Annotated in this window: 13 protein-coding genes; 2 read left to right on the plus strand and 11 right to left on the minus strand. The window is 71.2% G+C overall.

Going from position 1 to position 15,427, the window contains the following annotated elements; all coding sequences use genetic code 11:
• Positions 1-130 precede the first annotated feature (130 nt).
• Positions 131-1,480, plus strand: coding sequence for a UDP-N-acetylglucosamine 1-carboxyvinyltransferase (gene murA / locus ACZ7DY_RS14120; protein WP_471134279.1), 1,350 nt, complete (start codon positions 131-133; stop codon positions 1,478-1,480).
• 88 nt (positions 1,481-1,568) lie between these two features.
• On the opposite strand, the gene ACZ7DY_RS14125 is transcribed toward murA, so the two are convergent.
• The 11 genes from ACZ7DY_RS14125 to ACZ7DY_RS14175 form a co-directional block, all read right to left on the minus strand.
• Positions 1,569-1,850, minus strand: coding sequence for an HU family DNA-binding protein (locus ACZ7DY_RS14125; protein WP_016645140.1), 282 nt, complete (start codon positions 1,848-1,850; stop codon positions 1,569-1,571).
• A 297-nt stretch (positions 1,851-2,147) separates the two neighbouring features.
• On the minus strand, positions 2,148-3,578 hold the full coding sequence (locus tag ACZ7DY_RS14130) for an NAD-dependent malic enzyme (protein ID WP_471134282.1): 1,431 nt from the start codon (positions 3,576-3,578) through the stop codon (positions 2,148-2,150).
• A gap of 377 nt (positions 3,579-3,955) precedes the next feature.
• A complete protein-coding gene (locus ACZ7DY_RS14135) occupies positions 3,956-6,340 on the minus strand; it encodes a HelD family protein (RefSeq protein ID WP_471134285.1) in 2,385 nt (794 codons plus the stop codon).
• A gap of 120 nt (positions 6,341-6,460) precedes the next feature.
• On the minus strand, positions 6,461-7,273 hold the full coding sequence (locus ACZ7DY_RS14140) for a zf-HC2 domain-containing protein (protein WP_471134288.1): 813 nt from the start codon (positions 7,271-7,273) through the stop codon (positions 6,461-6,463).
• Positions 7,270-7,851, minus strand: a complete 582-nt coding sequence (locus ACZ7DY_RS14145; protein WP_471134290.1) for a sigma-70 family RNA polymerase sigma factor — start codon at positions 7,849-7,851, stop codon at positions 7,270-7,272. Before ACZ7DY_RS14145 ends, ACZ7DY_RS14140 begins: the two co-directional genes overlap by 4 nt.
• A 113-nt stretch (positions 7,852-7,964) precedes the next feature.
• A complete protein-coding gene (locus ACZ7DY_RS14150) occupies positions 7,965-8,558 on the minus strand; it encodes a CGNR zinc finger domain-containing protein (protein WP_471134293.1) in 594 nt (197 codons plus the stop codon).
• Positions 8,559-8,793: 235 nt separating this feature from the next.
• Entirely contained in the window at positions 8,794-10,074 is a 1,281-nt protein-coding gene (locus ACZ7DY_RS14155) for a uroporphyrinogen-III synthase (protein WP_471134295.1), read from the minus strand.
• Between the two features lie 193 nt (positions 10,075-10,267).
• A complete protein-coding gene (locus tag ACZ7DY_RS14160; protein WP_471134298.1) occupies positions 10,268-11,608 on the minus strand; it encodes a nitrate/nitrite transporter in 1,341 nt (446 codons plus the stop codon).
• Between the two features lie 195 nt (positions 11,609-11,803).
• Positions 11,804-12,832 (minus strand): hypothetical protein, encoded by a 1,029-nt coding sequence (locus tag ACZ7DY_RS14165; RefSeq protein WP_471134300.1) that lies wholly within the window; start codon positions 12,830-12,832, stop codon positions 11,804-11,806.
• On the minus strand, positions 12,829-13,455 hold the full coding sequence (locus ACZ7DY_RS14170; protein ID WP_471134302.1) for a hypothetical protein: 627 nt from the start codon (positions 13,453-13,455) through the stop codon (positions 12,829-12,831). The genes ACZ7DY_RS14165 and ACZ7DY_RS14170 overlap by 4 nt, the downstream gene beginning before the upstream one ends.
• 269 nt (positions 13,456-13,724) lie before the next feature.
• Positions 13,725-14,249: a MarR family winged helix-turn-helix transcriptional regulator gene (locus ACZ7DY_RS14175; protein ID WP_471134305.1), complete on the minus strand. Its 525-nt coding sequence runs from the start codon at positions 14,247-14,249 to the stop codon at positions 13,725-13,727.
• Positions 14,250-14,379: 130 nt separating this feature from the next.
• On the opposite strand from ACZ7DY_RS14175, the gene ACZ7DY_RS14180 reads away from it, so the two are divergent.
• Positions 14,380-15,378, plus strand: coding sequence for an EamA family transporter (locus ACZ7DY_RS14180; RefSeq protein ID WP_471134308.1), 999 nt, complete (start codon positions 14,380-14,382; stop codon positions 15,376-15,378).
• Positions 15,379-15,427 lie beyond the last annotated feature (49 nt).

The following is a 15,427-nucleotide window of genomic DNA, read 5'->3' on the forward strand; positions in this document are numbered from 1 at the left end:
TTCCGTACGGTTCGTGTTGTCACGAACTCATGACGTGTTTTGCACGCCCTTGGCCTTACGGAAGGGGGGTACACGGCCATTACGCTTGGCCCTTTGGTCCCCCCGTCCATCCAATCGGAACGCGAGATTCATGACCGTCACCGGCACCGAAGACGTACTGCTTGTCCATGGCGGAACCCCGCTGGAGGGCGAGATCCGTGTCCGCGGCGCGAAGAACCTCGTGCCCAAGGCCATGGTGGCCGCGCTGCTGGGCAGCGCTCCGAGCCGGCTGCGCAACGTCCCCGACATCCGGGACGTCCGCGTCGTACGCGGCCTGCTCCAGCTGCACGGCGTGACCGTCCGTCCCGGCGAGGAGCCGGGCGAGCTCATCATGGACCCGTCGCACGTGGAGAGCGCGAACGTCGCCGACATCGACGCCCACGCGGGCTCGTCGCGCATTCCGATCCTCTTCTGCGGCCCGCTGCTGCACCGGCTCGGCCACGCCTTCATCCCGGGCCTCGGCGGCTGCGACATCGGCGGCCGGCCGATCGACTTCCACTTCGAGGTGCTCCGCCAGTTCGGCGCCACCATCGAGAAGCGCGCCGACGGCCAGTACCTGGAGGCCCCTCAGCGGCTGCGCGGCACCAAGATCCGGCTGCCGTACCCGTCCGTGGGCGCCACCGAGCAGGTGCTGCTCACGGCCGTCCTCGCGGAGGGTGTGACCGAGCTCTCGAACGCCGCGGTCGAGCCGGAGATCGAGGACCTGATCTGCGTCCTGCAGAAAATGGGCGCGATCATCGCCATGGACACCGACCGGACCATAAGGATCACCGGTGTCGACAGCCTGGGCGGCTACACCCACCACGCCCTCTCGGACCGCCTGGAGGCCGCCTCGTGGGCTTCCGCGGCCCTGGCGACCGAAGGCAACATCTACGTCCGCGGCGCCCAGCAGCGCTCGATGATGACGTTCCTGAACACCTACCGGAAGGTGGGTGGCGCCTTCGAGATCGACGACGAGGGCATCCGCTTCTGGCACCCGGGCGGCTCGCTCGACGCGATCGCCCTGGAGACGGACGTCCACCCCGGTTTCCAGACCGACTGGCAGCAGCCGCTCGTGGTGGCCCTGACGCAGGCCGCGGGCCTCTCCATCGTCCACGAGACGGTCTACGAGTCGCGCCTCGGCTTCACCTCCGCGCTCAACCAGATGGGCGCGCACATCCAGCTCTACCGCGAGTGCCTGGGCGGCTCCGACTGCCGCTTCGGCCAGCGCAACTTCCTGCACTCGGCGGTCGTCAGCGGCCCCACGAAGCTGCAGGGCGCCGATCTGGTCATCCCCGACCTGCGCGGCGGCTTCTCGTACCTCATCGCGGCGCTGGCGGCGCAGGGCACGTCCCGCGTCCACGGCATCGACCTGATCAACCGCGGCTACGAGAACTTCATGGAGAAGCTCCAGGAGCTCGGCGCCAAGGTCGAGCTGCCGGGCAAGGCCGCGCTGGGCTAGCCGGTCCGCCGCCGGGCCCGGTGCCCGGCGGTACGCGAAGAGGGGCGGTCACCCGGTGGGTGACCGCCCCTCTTCGGTGCTTCAGGCTTTACTTGCCCTTGGCCGCTTCCTTCAGCTTGGAACCAGCCGAAACCTTGACGCTGTAACCGGCCGGGATGTTGATCGGCTCACCGGTCTGCGGGTTGCGGGCGGTGCGAGCGGCACGGTGGGTGCGCTCGAAGGTCAGGAAGCCGGGGATGGTGACCTTCTCGTCGCCCTTGGCAACGATCTCGCCGACGGTCTCGGCGAACGCGGCCAGCACGGCGTCGGCGTCCTTGCGGGTCACCTCTGCGCGGTCGGCCAGCGCGGCCACCAGCTCACTGCGGTTCATGTTTGTACTCCCGTGTTCTTTTGCCGTTGAGGCGTGCCACGCGGCAGGGCCGCATGATGGGCACAGCGAAGACGATGCTGCCAGGGTCCTCGGACAGTCCCCGGACCCGGGTCTGACGTCAGACCCTCGCGCCCGATTACGCATCCTGCCCCCACCTGCGGCGGGAAAGCCAATCCGGCGCCCTTGGGGGTCACACGAAAAGCGTCCGCCGCCCCTGAAACGACGGGGGCCGGGGGGCTTGCTGCCAAGCCACCCTAGAGGGGCCTCTGGGCCCGGGTTCCGCGACGCGCCGTGTCCCTAGGCCGTGGCACCCGTCACAGCTGCTCCGGCGGCCTTCGCGGCGGTGCGCACGGCGTCGGCGACGGCGCCCGCGACCTTGTCGTTGAAGACGCTGGGGATGATGTAGTTGCGGTTCAGCTCGTCCTCGGCGACGACGTCCGCGAGGGCGCCCGCCGCGGCCAGCATCATCTCCGTGTTGACGGTGCGCGACTGGGCGTCGAGCAGGCCGCGGAAGACGCCGGGGAAGACCAGGACGTTGTTGATCTGGTTCGGGAAGTCCGAACGGCCGGTCGCCACAACTGCCGCCGTCTGGCGGGCGATTGCGGGGTCGACCTCGGGGTCCGGGTTCGCGAGCGCGAACACGATGGCGCCGTCGGCCATCGCCGCGACGTCCTCGCCGTTCAGCACGTTCGGGGCCGACACGCCGATGAAGACGTCGGCGCCGACGACGGCCTCCTTGAGCGTGCCGGTCAGGCCCTCGGGGTTGGTGTTGTCGGCGATCCAGCGCAGCGGCGAGTCGGCCTCGTGGGAGATGAGGTCCTCGCGGTCGGCGTGCACGACGCCGTGGATGTCGGCCACGACGGCGTTCTTCACACCGGCGGCGAGCAGCAGCTTCAGGATGGCCGTACCGGCCGCGCCGGCGCCCGACATGACGACGCGCACGTCGCCGATGTTCTTCGTCACCACGCGCAGGGCGTTGGTGAGGGCGGCGAGGACGACGATGGCCGTGCCGTGCTGGTCGTCGTGGAAGACGGGGATGTCGAGGGCCTCGCGCAGCCGGGCCTCGATCTCGAAGCAGCGGGGCGCGGAGATGTCCTCCAGGTTGATGCCCGCGAAGCCGGGGGCGATCGCCTTGACGATCTCGACGATGGCGTCGGTGTCCTGGGTGTCCAGGCAGAGCGGCCAGGCGTCGATACCGGCGAAGCGCTTGAAGAGGGCCGCCTTGCCCTCCATGACCGGCAGGGCGGCCTTCGGGCCGATGTTGCCGAGGCCGAGGACGGCCGAGCCGTCCGTTACGACCGCAACGGAGTTGCGCTTGATGGTGAGGCGGCGCGCGTCCTCGGGGTTCTCGGCGATCGCCATGCACACGCGGGCCACGCCCGGGGTGTAGATCATGGAGAGGTCGTCACGGTTCCTGATGGGGTGCTTCGACTGCATCTCGATCTTGCCGCCGAGGTGCATCAGGAACGTACGGTCGGAGACCTTGCCGAGGGTGACGCCCTCGATCGTGCGCAGCTGCTCGACGATCTCGTCGGCGTGCGTGGTGGAGGACGCCGCGATCGTCACGTCGATCCGCAGCATCTCGTGGCCGGAGGCCGTGACGTCGAGGCCGGTGACCGAGCCCCCGGAAGACTCGACGGCCGTGGTGAGCTGGGAGACCGCGGTTCCGCTCGCGGGCACCTCCAGCCGGACCGTCATCGAGTAGGAGACGCTGGGCGCCGTTGCCATGGCCGACTTCCTCTGCTTTCACCTTGTAGCTCTTGCCGTCCGATGGTCGCACCTACCGCCGGGTACGTGGTAGCCGCCCCGGATTGAGAACGTTTTGTTCATCGGCCGCCGGGCTTCGTTTTCGGAAACCTATTTCCACCATACGAGAAGTAGGGGCTCTTGTGGAAGGGGCCTCCGGAAACGCGGAAGAGGTCCACGTCACTGCTGACGTGGACCTCTTCCGTACGTTCATGACACCGACCCGCCATGCTCGCCTCGCGGCAAGTGGTCGCTCGTAGCGACGAAGGTTGGGCCCGGGGGCTTGGATCGGGCCGGTGCCACATCCAAGGTAACAAACGAATCCCGGAAGGCAATTCCCTCCCGGGAAGCCGCTCCGGTCAATCTCGGAGCAGGTCCGGCACCCCGTCCGCGTCCGGCTCGTCCCGCTCCCCCGACAACACCGTGAGCTGCTGCGTCGCGCGCGTCAGCGCCACGTACAGCACCCGCAGCCCCGCCGGGGACTCGTCGGCGATCTCCGCGGGCGAGACGACGAGCGTCGCGTCGTACTCCAGGCCCTTGGCCTCCAGGCTGCCCAGCGCCACCACGCGATCGCCGAGCCCCGCGAGCCACCGGGCGGCCTGCTCGCGCCGGTTCATCGCCACCACGACGCCGACCGTGCCGTCGACCCGCTCCAGGAGCCGTGCCGCCTCCTCGCGCACGGACGCGGCGAGGTCCCCGTCCCGTACGACGCAGAAATGGGGCTCCACCCCCGTCGAACGCACCGCCGACGGGGAGTCGGCGCCGGGCATCGCCAGGGCCAGGACCCGGGCGGCGAGCTCCGCGATCTCGGCCGGGTTGCGGTAGTTGACCGTGAGGGTGAAGCGGCGGCGCGGCCGGGTGCCCAGGGCCTCGTCGCGGGCCTCGGCCGCCTCGTCCGGGTCGGACCAGGACGACTGGGCCGGGTCGCCGACGACCGTCCAGGTGGCGTGCCGGCCCCGGCGGCCGACCATGCGCCACTGCATGGGGGTCAGATCCTGGGCCTCGTCGACGATGACGTGCGCGTACTCGGTGCGCTCCGCCGCGAGGCGCTCGGCCCGCTCGCGCTGGGACTCCTCGCGCTGCGGCATCAGCTCCTCCAGACCGGTGAGCAGGTCAAGGGGGTCCAGCTCGCGCTTCTTCTTCGGCCGGTGCGGCGTGCCGAGGATCGCCTGCAGCTCGTCGAGGAGCGCCACGTCGTGCACGGACAGGGCGTCCCGCCGCAGGGAGCGGGCGACCTTGCGGACCTCCCCGGGGTTCAGCACGCGGCGGGCCCAGCGGCCGAGCCGCTTCTCGTCGCCCATCGCCGCGAGCACGCCCCGCGGGGTGAGCTCGGGCCACCAGGCGTCGAGGAAGCGGATGAAGTCGTCCTCGGACGAGACGTCGTCGTCGAAGGAGGAGCGCAGCTCGGCGGCGAGCTCGGGGTCCGTGTGGCGGCCCGCCGCGCCCGACTGGGACCACAGGGCGTCCAGGAGCAGCTTGCGGGCGCGCGGGCGCAGCAGGTTGACGGGGGCGGTGCCGCCGAGCGCGTTGTTCCGGATGCGGTTCAGCTGGCCGGCGTCGAGCTCCAGGCGCCGCCCGAACGCGACGACGCGCAGGCGGGTGGGGGCGCCGCCGTGCGAGGGGGTGCCCTGCTCGCCGGTGCCGGCCCAGTCGCCCCCGGAGGCGTCGTCACCGAAGGCCAGCTGACCCTCGGTCTCCTGTCCCCCGTCCCGCGCGGCGGGCGGGGCGGAGGTCTCCAGGGCGCCCCGGGCCGCCTTCCTCAGCACCTTCAGCATCCGCGAGGAGCCCTTGACGCGGGCCACCGCCGGGGAGTCGTAGACCGTCGCCTCGACGCCGTCGACGAGCGAGCCGACCGCGCGGATCGCGACCTGGCCCTCCTCGCCGAGGGAGGGCAGCACGCCCTCCGTGTAGGCGACCAGGAGCGGGGTCGGGGAGACGATGAGGATGCCGCCCGCGTACCGGCGGCGGTCCTGGTAGAGGAGGTACGCGGCGCGGTGCAGCGCCACCGCCGTCTTGCCGGTGCCGGGCCCGCCCTCCACGTATGTCACCGAAGCGGCGGGCGCCCGGATCACCATGTCCTGCTCGGCCTGGATGGAGGCGACGATGTCCCGCATGGAGTGGCTGCGGGCCTGGCCGAGCGCGGCCATCAGGGCGCCGTCGCCGATCACCGGGAGCTCCTCGCCGTCCAGGCGGGCAGTGATCTCCGGGCGCATCAGGTCGTCCTCGACGCCGAGGACCTTGCGGCCCTTGGAGCGGATGACGCGGCGGCGCACGACGCGGCCCGGGTCGACCGGCGTGGAGCGGTAGAAGGGCGCGGCGGCGGGCGCGCGCCAGTCGATGACCAGCGGGGAGTAGTCGGCGTCGAGGACGCCGATGCGGCCGATGTGCAGCGTCTCGGCGATGTCCGCGTATTTGCCGCTCTCGTCCTCGCGGACCGCGCCCTCGGCGGGCTCGACGGCCGTGTACGCGCCGTCGGGGCCCTTCTTGCCGTCCTTGCCCTGGAGCAGGTCGATGCGGCCGAAGAGGAAGTCCTCGAACTCGTTGTTGAGCCGGTTCAGGTGGACGCCCGCCCGGAAGACCTGGGCGTCGCGCTCGGCGAGCGCGCCCGGCGTACCGACCTGGGAGCGCTTGGCAGCGTCGTTCATCAGGAACTCGGCCTCGTGGATCTTCTCCTCGAGACGTCGGTAGACCTGGTCGAGGTGTTCCTGTTCGACACTGATCTCGCGGTCGCGTACGTCGGCCACCGAGGCCCCTTTCACACCGTGCTGCTGCCCGTATTGAGCAGCCGTCCACCTTAGGCGAAAGGGGCCCGTCCTGTGCACTTGTCTCGCGGTGCGCTTGCCTCCCGTCGTCCTCGTCCGGCGTTACGCGTCGACCTCGACCAGGCGCTTGCCGTCGAACGTGGTCACCTCGAAGTGGTCGATGTCGTTGCGGTCCATGGCGGCGCCCCCGTGGACGTACAGCGGGCCGCGCGCCCATTTGTCCGGGCTGTCCTTGATCCCGTACCCCCACTTGGGCACCGACCAGCTGGTGACCGTCTCCTTCTCGCCGTTCCTGCCGACCGCGACCAGCGAGCACTTCAGCGGGCCCTTGACGTTCTTCAGCTCCAGGACGGCGTGGGTGCCCCACGCCTTCCGCTCGGTGCCCACCGTGGCGCTGACCTTGGTCGTCGGGTCCGTGGCGTGCGACTTCTCGTCCATGTGGTGGAAGAAGGCGTCCTCGGCGGGGCTGGTGGGGTGCGGGTCGGCCAGCGCGTCCCGCGTGGAGCCGTCGTCGCCGGTCAGCGCGAGGGCGGCGAGCGGGCCGCCGACGATCAGGACGGCCGCGGCGGCGGCCAAGTACAGGCCGTGCCTGCGCCGGCGCTCACGCTTGGCGGCCACCTCGGCGGCGAGGCGCTCGGCGAGGCGGGGGCTCGGACGGACGCCGAGGCCGCCGGGAGGGGCGTGGGGGTCGGGGGCCGGTGCGCCCGCCGGTCCGGGCAGGCCGGCGAGCGCGGCCAGCATCGGCTCCATGCCGGAGAACTCCTCCAGCTGGTGCCGGCAGATCCCGCAGCCCGCGAGATGCTCCTCGAACCGGATGGCATCCGCGTCGTCCAGGATGCCGAGGGCGTACGCGCCGACCGTCTCGTGGAGGTCGCCCTCCCGCCGGGCGTCGTGGTGGCCGTAGGACCCGGTCATGTCGTCACCCCCCGCTCCTCGAGCGCCAGCTTCATCGAGCGAAGCGCGTAGAAGACCCGCGAACGGACCGTGCCGCTCGGGATGCCCAGCGCCTGCGCCGCCTCATTGACCGTACGCCCTTTGAAGTAGGTCTCGACAAGTACCTCCCGGTGCGCGGGAGTCAGGTCCTCCAGCGCGTCCGAGAGAGTCATCAGCCACAACGCCCTGTCGATCTCGTCCTCCGCGGGGATGACCTCCAGTGGCGACGGATCGACCTCCTGCGGCCGGGCCTGCCGGCTGCGGTGGCCGTCGATGACGATGCGCCGGGCGACCGTCACCAGCCAGGGGCGTACCGAACCGGTCGCACTGTTGAGCTGACCGGCGTTCTTCCAGGCACGGATGAGCGTCTCCTGCACGACGTCCTCGGCGCGCTGCCGGTCACCCGCGACCAGCCGGAGCACGTAGGCGAGCAGCGGTCCCGCGTGCTCGCGGTAGAGCGCGCGCATCAGCTCCTCGTCCGGGCCCGGGGGCCGGCCGAGACGATGGCGGTGCCGCTGCGGTCGCTCATCGGCCACGGCGGAATCCTTGCGCACGCGCACCTCCGTTGTCCGCGCTTTCGCGGGGTCGGGCGGGACTGGGGAGTCTCACGTCGGAGGTACGTACGCGGGGCGGCGGATGTTCAACGTACGCGCGGGTTCTCGGGACGGCCGCCTCACGTACGGGCGAGTGCCGCCCTGCGCCGGTGCCTGGCCACCCGCTCGCGATTGCCGCACACCTCGCTCGAACACCAGCGGCGGCGACGGCCGCGGGAGGTGTCGAGGTAGACGATGGGGCAGCTGTCGCCCTCGCACTGGCGCAGCAGGGCGCGGGCCACCGGGTCGGTGAGCAGGTCGACCGTGTCCCTGGCGACCGCGGCCACCAGGCCCGCGCAGCCGGGGTCGCCACGCAGGACGCGGACCAGCGTGCCGTCCGCCGCGCGCACCGCGCAGGGCGCCGGGGGCGCCGCTGCGGCCAGGGCGTTGACGCGGTCCAGCGCGGCGGCGGCCCCCGCGGGCCTGCCCTCGATCTCGGCCCGCACCAACTGCGCGATGTGGCCGCGCAGTTCACGGAAGGCGGCCAGCCACTGCGGACCGGCGCCGGGCAGGGGCGCGGCCGCGGGGACGAGGCCGGCACCGGCGAGCCAGGCGCGCAGTCTCTCCACGGAGTAGAGCCGTTCCACGGGATGGTTGGTCGCCACGAGGTCCAGGCTGATCCGCCCGGAGTCGAATCGCAGCTCGTACGGAGCCGGGGCCGTGCCCAACGCCATGCGCCTGTCACCGCCTTGGGGGTCACCGGTGGGTGAATGCCGTCGCGTACCCCTACAGTGCCCGTCCCCGACCGCCTCCGGAACCCACCGCACCAGGTTGCCCGGAGAAGAGGTTCGGTTACCTGGGGTGGGGGCTGGGGTTGTTCCGGGGAGAGGGTGCGGTTACCCGGCGAAGGGGCCCCGGTCACCCCGCAGCGAGGCCCCGGCGCGCGTCCCGTACCGCGCGCCTTCGTTGTCATTCCGCGTACTTCGACTCCGCGGCCGGGTCGACTGCGAGGCGGTAGCCCCGTTTGACGACGGTCTGGATCAGCTTGGGTGCGCCCAGTGCCGTGCGCAGTCGGGCCATCGCGGACTCCACCGCGTGCTCGTCGCTCCCCGCGCCCGGCAGCGCGCGCAGCAGCTCCGCGCGGGCCACCACCCAGCCGGGGCGGCGCGCGAGGGCGTTCAGGAGGGCCATGCCCGCGGGCGGTACGGGACGCAGCTCTTCGTCGACGATGACGGCGTGCCCGCGGATCTCCACCCGGCGCCCGGAGATCACCAACTTCCGCGAACGGGACGGCAGTTCCTGGCACAGGAGCTGGACCATCGGGCCCAGCCGGAACCGCTCGGGCTGCACGGTGTCCACTCCGAGCGACTGCAGCGGCAGCGCGGTGACGGGCCCCACACAGACGGGCAGCACGTCGTGGCGCAGGGCGGCGAGCAGCTCGGCCGTCATGCCGCGCTCCTCGGCGCGGGCGAGCAGCGACGCGGCGGCGGGCGCGCTGGTGAAGGTCAGCGCGTCGACGCCCCGCCCGACGGCCGCGTCGAGCAGCCGGTCCACGGGCGTGAGGTCCTCGGGCGGCAGCCAGCGGTAGACGGGCACCATGACGACCTCCGCGCCCCCGGCCCGCAGCGCCTCGACGAAGCCGGGCAGCGGCTCGCCGTGCAGTTGCAGGGCCACGCGCCGGCCGGCCACGCCCTCGCCGAGCAGCCGGTCGAGCACCTCCGCCATGGACTCGGACGAGGGCGACCAGTCCTCGGTGAGCCCGGCGGCCCGTACCGCGCCCTTCACCTTCGGCCCGCGGGCGAGGAGTTCGACGCCGCGCAGACAGCGGAGCAGGGCCTCGCCGTACCCCCAGCCGTCGGCGGCCTCGACCCAGCCGCGGAACCCGATGGCGGTGGTGGCGACCACGACGTCCGGCGCGTGGTCGATCAACTCCTTCGTGGCGCTGAGGAGTTCGCTGTCGTCGGCGAGCTGCACGATGCGCAGCGCGGGCGCGTGCAGCACGGTGGCGCCGCGCCGCTTGAGCAGCGTGCCCAACTCGTCGGCGCGCCGGGCGGCGGTCACGCCGACAGTGAAGCCGGCGAGGGGGCCGTGGGGGGCGGGGACGCCCCGGGCGGCGGATTCCGCCGGCTCGCCGGTGACGTTCGGCTCGCCGGTGACGTTCGGCTCGCTGATGGCGTTCGGCTCGCTGGACCCGCCGGACTCGTTCGGGGAGTTCGGCTCGCTCGGGGCGTGCCTTGGGGTGTCGCGCATAGGCCTGTCTCGTCTCGTCCCGCTCGTGGCTCTCGTTCCGCTCGTGACTCGCGTCCCGCTCGTTCCGGGCGTCCCGGCCGTCCGGGTGGTCCCGGCCGTTCCGCCGGTGCCCGGTGGAGGAGGGGCGGCGGACGACTGAGCCTGTCAACGGTGCGTGACAGGCCCGGTTCGCTCTGATGTCCGCAGTGTTACGTCACACCTCGGCGTAGCTGAGCTGCGGCTTCTCCTCCGTGTCGGCGGCGCCGGCCACGCGGACGGCCGTCCCCCGAAGGTATACGGCCCAGGTGAGGAGCGAGCACACCCCGTAGAAGACGAGGAACGCCACGTACGCCCCCGTCCCGGACCCGACCGTCTGGAAGGACTGCCGCAGCGCGAGGTTGATGCCGAGCCCGCCGAGCCCGCCGACGGCGCCGATCAGCCCCATGGCCGCGCCCGAGAGGCGTCGCCCGTACGCCGCCGCGGCCTCCCCGGTGAGCCCCCGCGCCTCGGCCTTCGCCTGGAAGATGCCGGGGATCATCTTGTACGTGGAGCCGTTGCCGAGCCCGGTCAGCACGAACAGCGCGACGAACGCGCAGACGAACAGCGGCAGCGACTCACGCACGGAGGCGAGGACGACGACACCGGTCGCGGCGGCCATCCCGAGGAAGTTCCCCAGGGTGATGCGGGCCCCGCCGTACCGGTCGGCGAGCCATCCGCCGACGGGCCGGATCAGCGAGCCGAGCAGCGGTCCGACGAAGGTGAGCTGGGCGGCTTCGAGCGGCGTACGCCCGAACTGCGTCTGCAGGACGAGCCCGAAGGCGAACCCGTACCCGATGAACGACCCGAACGTCCCCACGTACAGGAACGACATGATCCAGGTGTGCGCGTCGCGGACGGCGGCCTTCACCGCCCCCGTGTCGTTGCGGACGGAGGAGATGCTGTCCATGAAGAGGAAGGCGCAGACGGCGGAGACGAGGACGAGCGGGATGTAGATCCCGAGCACGACGCGCGGCCCGCCGCTCGCCCCGATGACGGCGAGCCCGACGAGCTGGACGACGGGGACGCCGATGTTGCCGCCCCCGGCGTTGAGTCCGAGGGCCCACCCCTTCTTCCGCAGCGGGAAGAAGGAGTTGATGTTGGTCATGCTGGAGGCGAAGTTGCCGCCGCCGATGCCGGTGAGCAGGGCGCAGAGCATGAACGTGCCGTACGAGGTCCCCGGTTCCATGACGGCGAACGCGGCGACGGTCGGCAGGAGCAGCAGGGAGGCCGCGATGACGGTCCAGTTGCGCCCGCCGAAGCGCGCGACGGCGAAGGTGTACGGGACGCGGACGACGGCGCCGACGAGGGTCGCCATCGACACCAGGAAGAACTTCCCGGCGGCGTCGATGCCGTACTCGGGCCCCATGAAGAGGACCATCACCGACCAGAGGCTCCAGACGGAGAACCCGATGTGCTCGGAGAGCACGGAGAACGCCAGGTTCCGCCGGGCGACTTTCTCCCCTCCCTCCTCCTTCCAGAACCTCTCGTCCTCCGGCTCCCACCGCTCGATCCACATCACACGCCTCCAGGGGTATCCACGCAGTCCACGGGCAGCGACCGACGGATCCCGAAGGTAGAGAGACCGCATTTCAACCCTGTGCCACCCGATGACCACCGGGGAACGTTGCTCTCACGGGGGGTGGGGCGGGGCGGTGAGGGGTGGGGGCGGTGAGGGGCGGTGGCGTTCAGAGGCAGTCCTCGGGTGGTCCGCTCACCGGTTGATGGACTGGATCTCCTCCACCTCGACCTGCTGGTCCGCACCGAAGCGGCCGTCCGGCAGGTCGCCGCCCTCGCCCGTGGTGCTGGTCCAGCTGATCTTCCAGGTGACCGTCGCCCGGAGGGCGTACGAGCCGTCGCCGGACGAGCGCAGGTACCGCACGCCGCACGGGGGTTCCGTGTCCGCCGGGGTGCCCTTGGCGCGGGGCGCGCCGATCTTCCCGTCCTCGATGGGGCACTCGCCCGACGCGGGATACGTCTCCGCGTCCTCCGTCCCCGGATCGATCGAGAGAGAGACGGGTTCGGCGGTCGTGGTCGCGGAGAGCCCGGAGCCGGGGATGCTCGCGGTGACGGAGACCTTCTTGAACTTCGCCTTGTCCAGCCAGACCCAGGTCGGGAGATTGACCTTCGTCGTCCCCTTGGGCGCCATGGCGATCTCGGTGCCGGGTACGGGCAGTTCGTCGTAGGCGTACTCAGCGAGGACCTTGGGTGAGACGGCGAGCGGCTCCTTCGGCGTGGCACCCGTGGGCACCCAGAAGGGCAGCTTGTTGCAGGAGTTGGCCTCGGGGTCGTTCTTGCGCTTGTCGTTGATGGTGGCCGCCCAGAACTGCCCCTTGCCCTGCTTGTCGAGGTTGTAGTTCTTGTACGGCTTGCCTTCCTTGAAGTACGAGTCGAAGACACCGCCCACGAAGTCGCCGACCCCGAAGAGCTTCACCGTCCGGATGGCCTTGACGGCGGCCTCGATCTGCTTCGGGGTGTAGGCGGGCTCGTACCAGCAGGCCGGCGGGTCCCAGTTGCTGTCGGCCGGCGTGAGCGTGCCGGTCCTGGCGGTTTCCTGTGCGCCGTTGACTGTTGTCCGGATCTTCGTCTGCACGGTGAGGTTCTGTCCCTGGCGTCCACCCTTGGCCTGCGGGACCGGCTCTTCGGCCTGGTTGCCGCCGGAAGCGTGGGCAGCCCCGGGTGCGGCGACCGCGGCCAGCACGAGGGCGAGAACGGCCGGGCGGACCAGCGCGCGACGGATCACGGCATGCACCGCTTCGCCGCCGTGGTGGTCAGCACCTTCGTCGTCTGCCAGACTCCGTGCTCGTTCTTCTCCAGGCGTGTGTTGTAGAAGGAGTAATCCTGCGCGGACGCCGGGATCGACTTGTCGACCTCACCGGTCCTGCGGTCCTTGGGGTAGGTCTTGGTGGAGTCCATGCAGTACGTCACCGCGGCGGCACCGTCCTTGAGGAACGTGACCTCACGGTCGTAGTACCGCGTGGTACCGACGAAGCTCTTGTTCTTCTTCTGGAAGCCCTGGACGTGGTTCGCCGCCGACAGCAGGGCCTCGCCCGCCGAATAGAACTTCAGCGCCGGGTGCTCCTTCGCGTCGGCCGTGACGGCCTCCGTCACCGAACTGATCCGACGCGCACTGTCGGCCAGTACCGCGTCCTTCTTGGCGTCGCCCGTCTTCCCGCCCTCGAAGTCGTCCTTCACACCCTTAGGCAACCTGATCTCCGGCCGGTCGATCCCGTCGTCCGGCGCCGAGGACGAGGAGGACGCCGGCTTCGAGGCGCCGTCATCCGCCCCCGCGATCTTGTCGCTGCCCTTGGAGTCGCCGCCGTCCCCTCCGCAGCCGGCGAGGGAGAGGACTGCCGCGGCAGTCATGGTGGCCGCTGTGAGCAGGGCAGGTCGGCGATTCACGGTGAGCTCCTGGTGGGGGGAGGGTTCTCTGCGGTGAACCACGCTATCCATGAGGGAAAGCCGAGGTCACGTCGAGCCCCCGCCCCACACCGGGCATACGCGGACATAGCCGCCGCAGAGCAACACGCTTGACGTGAATTGATCGCCGACCGCGCCCACTTGGTCACCGATGGCCACGAACAGAAGCCCTGCCACCCGCCCGTTCGCTGCACGCAATAGCAACGCGTCCTGCCTCACCCCAGATGCGTGTCCCCCAAGGACACCAGGAGGCGGCGCAGTGCGCCGTCGAGTGCCGCGCGGTCCTCCGGGGTCAGGTCGGCCAGCATGGCGTCCTCGTTCGCGACGTGTTCGACCACCGCGCGGTCGACCATCTCCCTGCCCGCATCGGTGAGCCGGACACGGATGGCGCGGCGGTCGGTGGGGTCGGGGCGGCGGGCGATCAGGCCCTTGCGTTCGAGCTTGTCGAGGCGGTTGGTGATGGCGCCGGACGTGACCATCGCGGTCTTCAGGAGACCGCCCGCGGTCAGTTCGTGCGGGGCGCCGACCCGGCGCAGCGTGGCGAGGACGTCGAACTCGGCGAACTCCAGGCCGTATTCGGCGAAGACCCGCTTCATGCCCTTGCTGAGCAGGTGGTCGGCGCGCTTGATGCGGCCCACGAGGGCCATCGCGTCCAGGTGCGCGGGGTCGAGGTCGGGGCGCTCGCGGCGCCACTGGCCGCGCAGCTCGTCGATGGCGTCCACGCTCTCCTGATCGGCCACGGGATGTCCTCCTCTTCACCGGGGACCCAATCTCTCAACGTTCAGATACTTGACGTTCTCAGATCCAGGGTCCATATTTATCTCAACGTTGAGAATAACAGCGTTCAGGGGAACGACGAGGGGAACCGTCATGACGATCATGAGCAGCGTCCAGCGACCGGCCGACCGGAACAACCGGACCGCGGCCACGGCCCGCACGGGTAAGCAGGGCCCGTCCCACTCCGGACCGCAGACCCCGGCACCGGCCCCTCGCACCACCGCCAAGGCCGCCGCCGGAATCGCCGCGCTCGCCGCCATCGGCCCGGCCACCTGGGGCACCACCTACGTCACGACCACCGAACTCCTCCCCCCGGACCGCCCGTTGCTGGCCGCCGCCCTGCGCGCACTGCCCGCCGGACTCATCCTGATGGCGCTCACCCGGCGCCTCCCGCGCGGCGACTGGTGGTGGAAGGCCGCCGTCCTCGGCATGCTGAACTTCGGTGCGTTCTTCCCGCTCCTCTTCTTCGGCGCCTACCGGCTGCCCGGCGGCGTCGCCTCGACGATCAGCGCGGTCATGCCACTGCTCGTCGCGGGCTTCGGAATGGGCGTACTGAAGGTGCGGCCCACCGGCCGCACGCTGGCCGCGGGACTCGTCGGCGTCGTCGGCGTCGCCCTCCTCGTCCTGCGCGGCAACGCCGCCGTCGACCTCACCGGCATCGTGGCCATGCTCGGCGCCACCACACTGATGGCGCTCGCGGTGGTGCTGAGCAAGCGGTGGGGCCGCCCCGAAGGCGTCTCCCTGCTCGCCCTGACCGGCTGGCAGCTCACCGCAGGCGGACTCGTCCTGGCCCCCATCGCCCTCACCGCCGAAGGCCTCCCGGACCACTTCACCGGCGCCAACCTCGCCGGCTACGCCTACCTCGGCATCATCGGCACGGCCCTCGCGTACGCCCTGTGGTTCCGCGGCATCGAGCGCCTCCCCGCCTCCTCCGTCTCCTTCCTCGGCCTGACCAACCCGGTCGTCGCCACGCTGGCGGGGCTCGTCCTGCTCGGCCAGACCCTCACCGTCTGGCAGGTCGGCGGACTGGTCCTCGTCCTGGGCAGCGTCCTGCTCGGCCAGAGCCGCCGCACGGCCGCCCGCAAGGCGTAACCCCGCCCCGCCCCATCGCCTCTCCCCCGCACCACACCCCTGAGGAGTC

The organism is Streptomyces sp. NPDC037013, assembly GCF_055607265.1.

What these genes read in the sequence shown, in the direction of transcription:
- murA (WP_471134279.1), top strand. Translation starts at nt 131, where the DNA reads ATGACCGTCACCGGCACCGAAGACGTACTGCTTGTCCATGGCGGAACC.
- ACZ7DY_RS14125 (WP_016645140.1), bottom strand. Translation starts at nt 1,850, where the DNA reads ATGAACCGCAGTGAGCTGGTGGCCGCGCTGGCCGACCGCGCAGAGGTG.
- ACZ7DY_RS14130 (WP_471134282.1), bottom strand. Translation starts at nt 3,578, where the DNA reads ATGGCAACGGCGCCCAGCGTCTCCTACTCGATGACGGTCCGGCTGGAG.
- ACZ7DY_RS14140 (WP_471134288.1), bottom strand. Translation starts at nt 7,273, where the DNA reads ATGACCGGGTCCTACGGCCACCACGACGCCCGGCGGGAGGGCGACCTC.
- ACZ7DY_RS14150 (WP_471134293.1), bottom strand. Translation starts at nt 8,558, where the DNA reads ATGGCGTTGGGCACGGCCCCGGCTCCGTACGAGCTGCGATTCGACTCC.
- ACZ7DY_RS14155 (WP_471134295.1), bottom strand. Translation starts at nt 10,074, where the DNA reads ATGCGCGACACCCCAAGGCACGCCCCGAGCGAGCCGAACTCCCCGAAC.
- ACZ7DY_RS14160 (WP_471134298.1), bottom strand. Translation starts at nt 11,608, where the DNA reads ATGTGGATCGAGCGGTGGGAGCCGGAGGACGAGAGGTTCTGGAAGGAG.
- ACZ7DY_RS14170 (WP_471134302.1), bottom strand. Translation starts at nt 13,455, where the DNA reads ATGACTGCCGCGGCAGTCCTCTCCCTCGCCGGCTGCGGAGGGGACGGC.
- ACZ7DY_RS14180 (WP_471134308.1), top strand. Translation starts at nt 14,380, where the DNA reads ATGACGATCATGAGCAGCGTCCAGCGACCGGCCGACCGGAACAACCGG.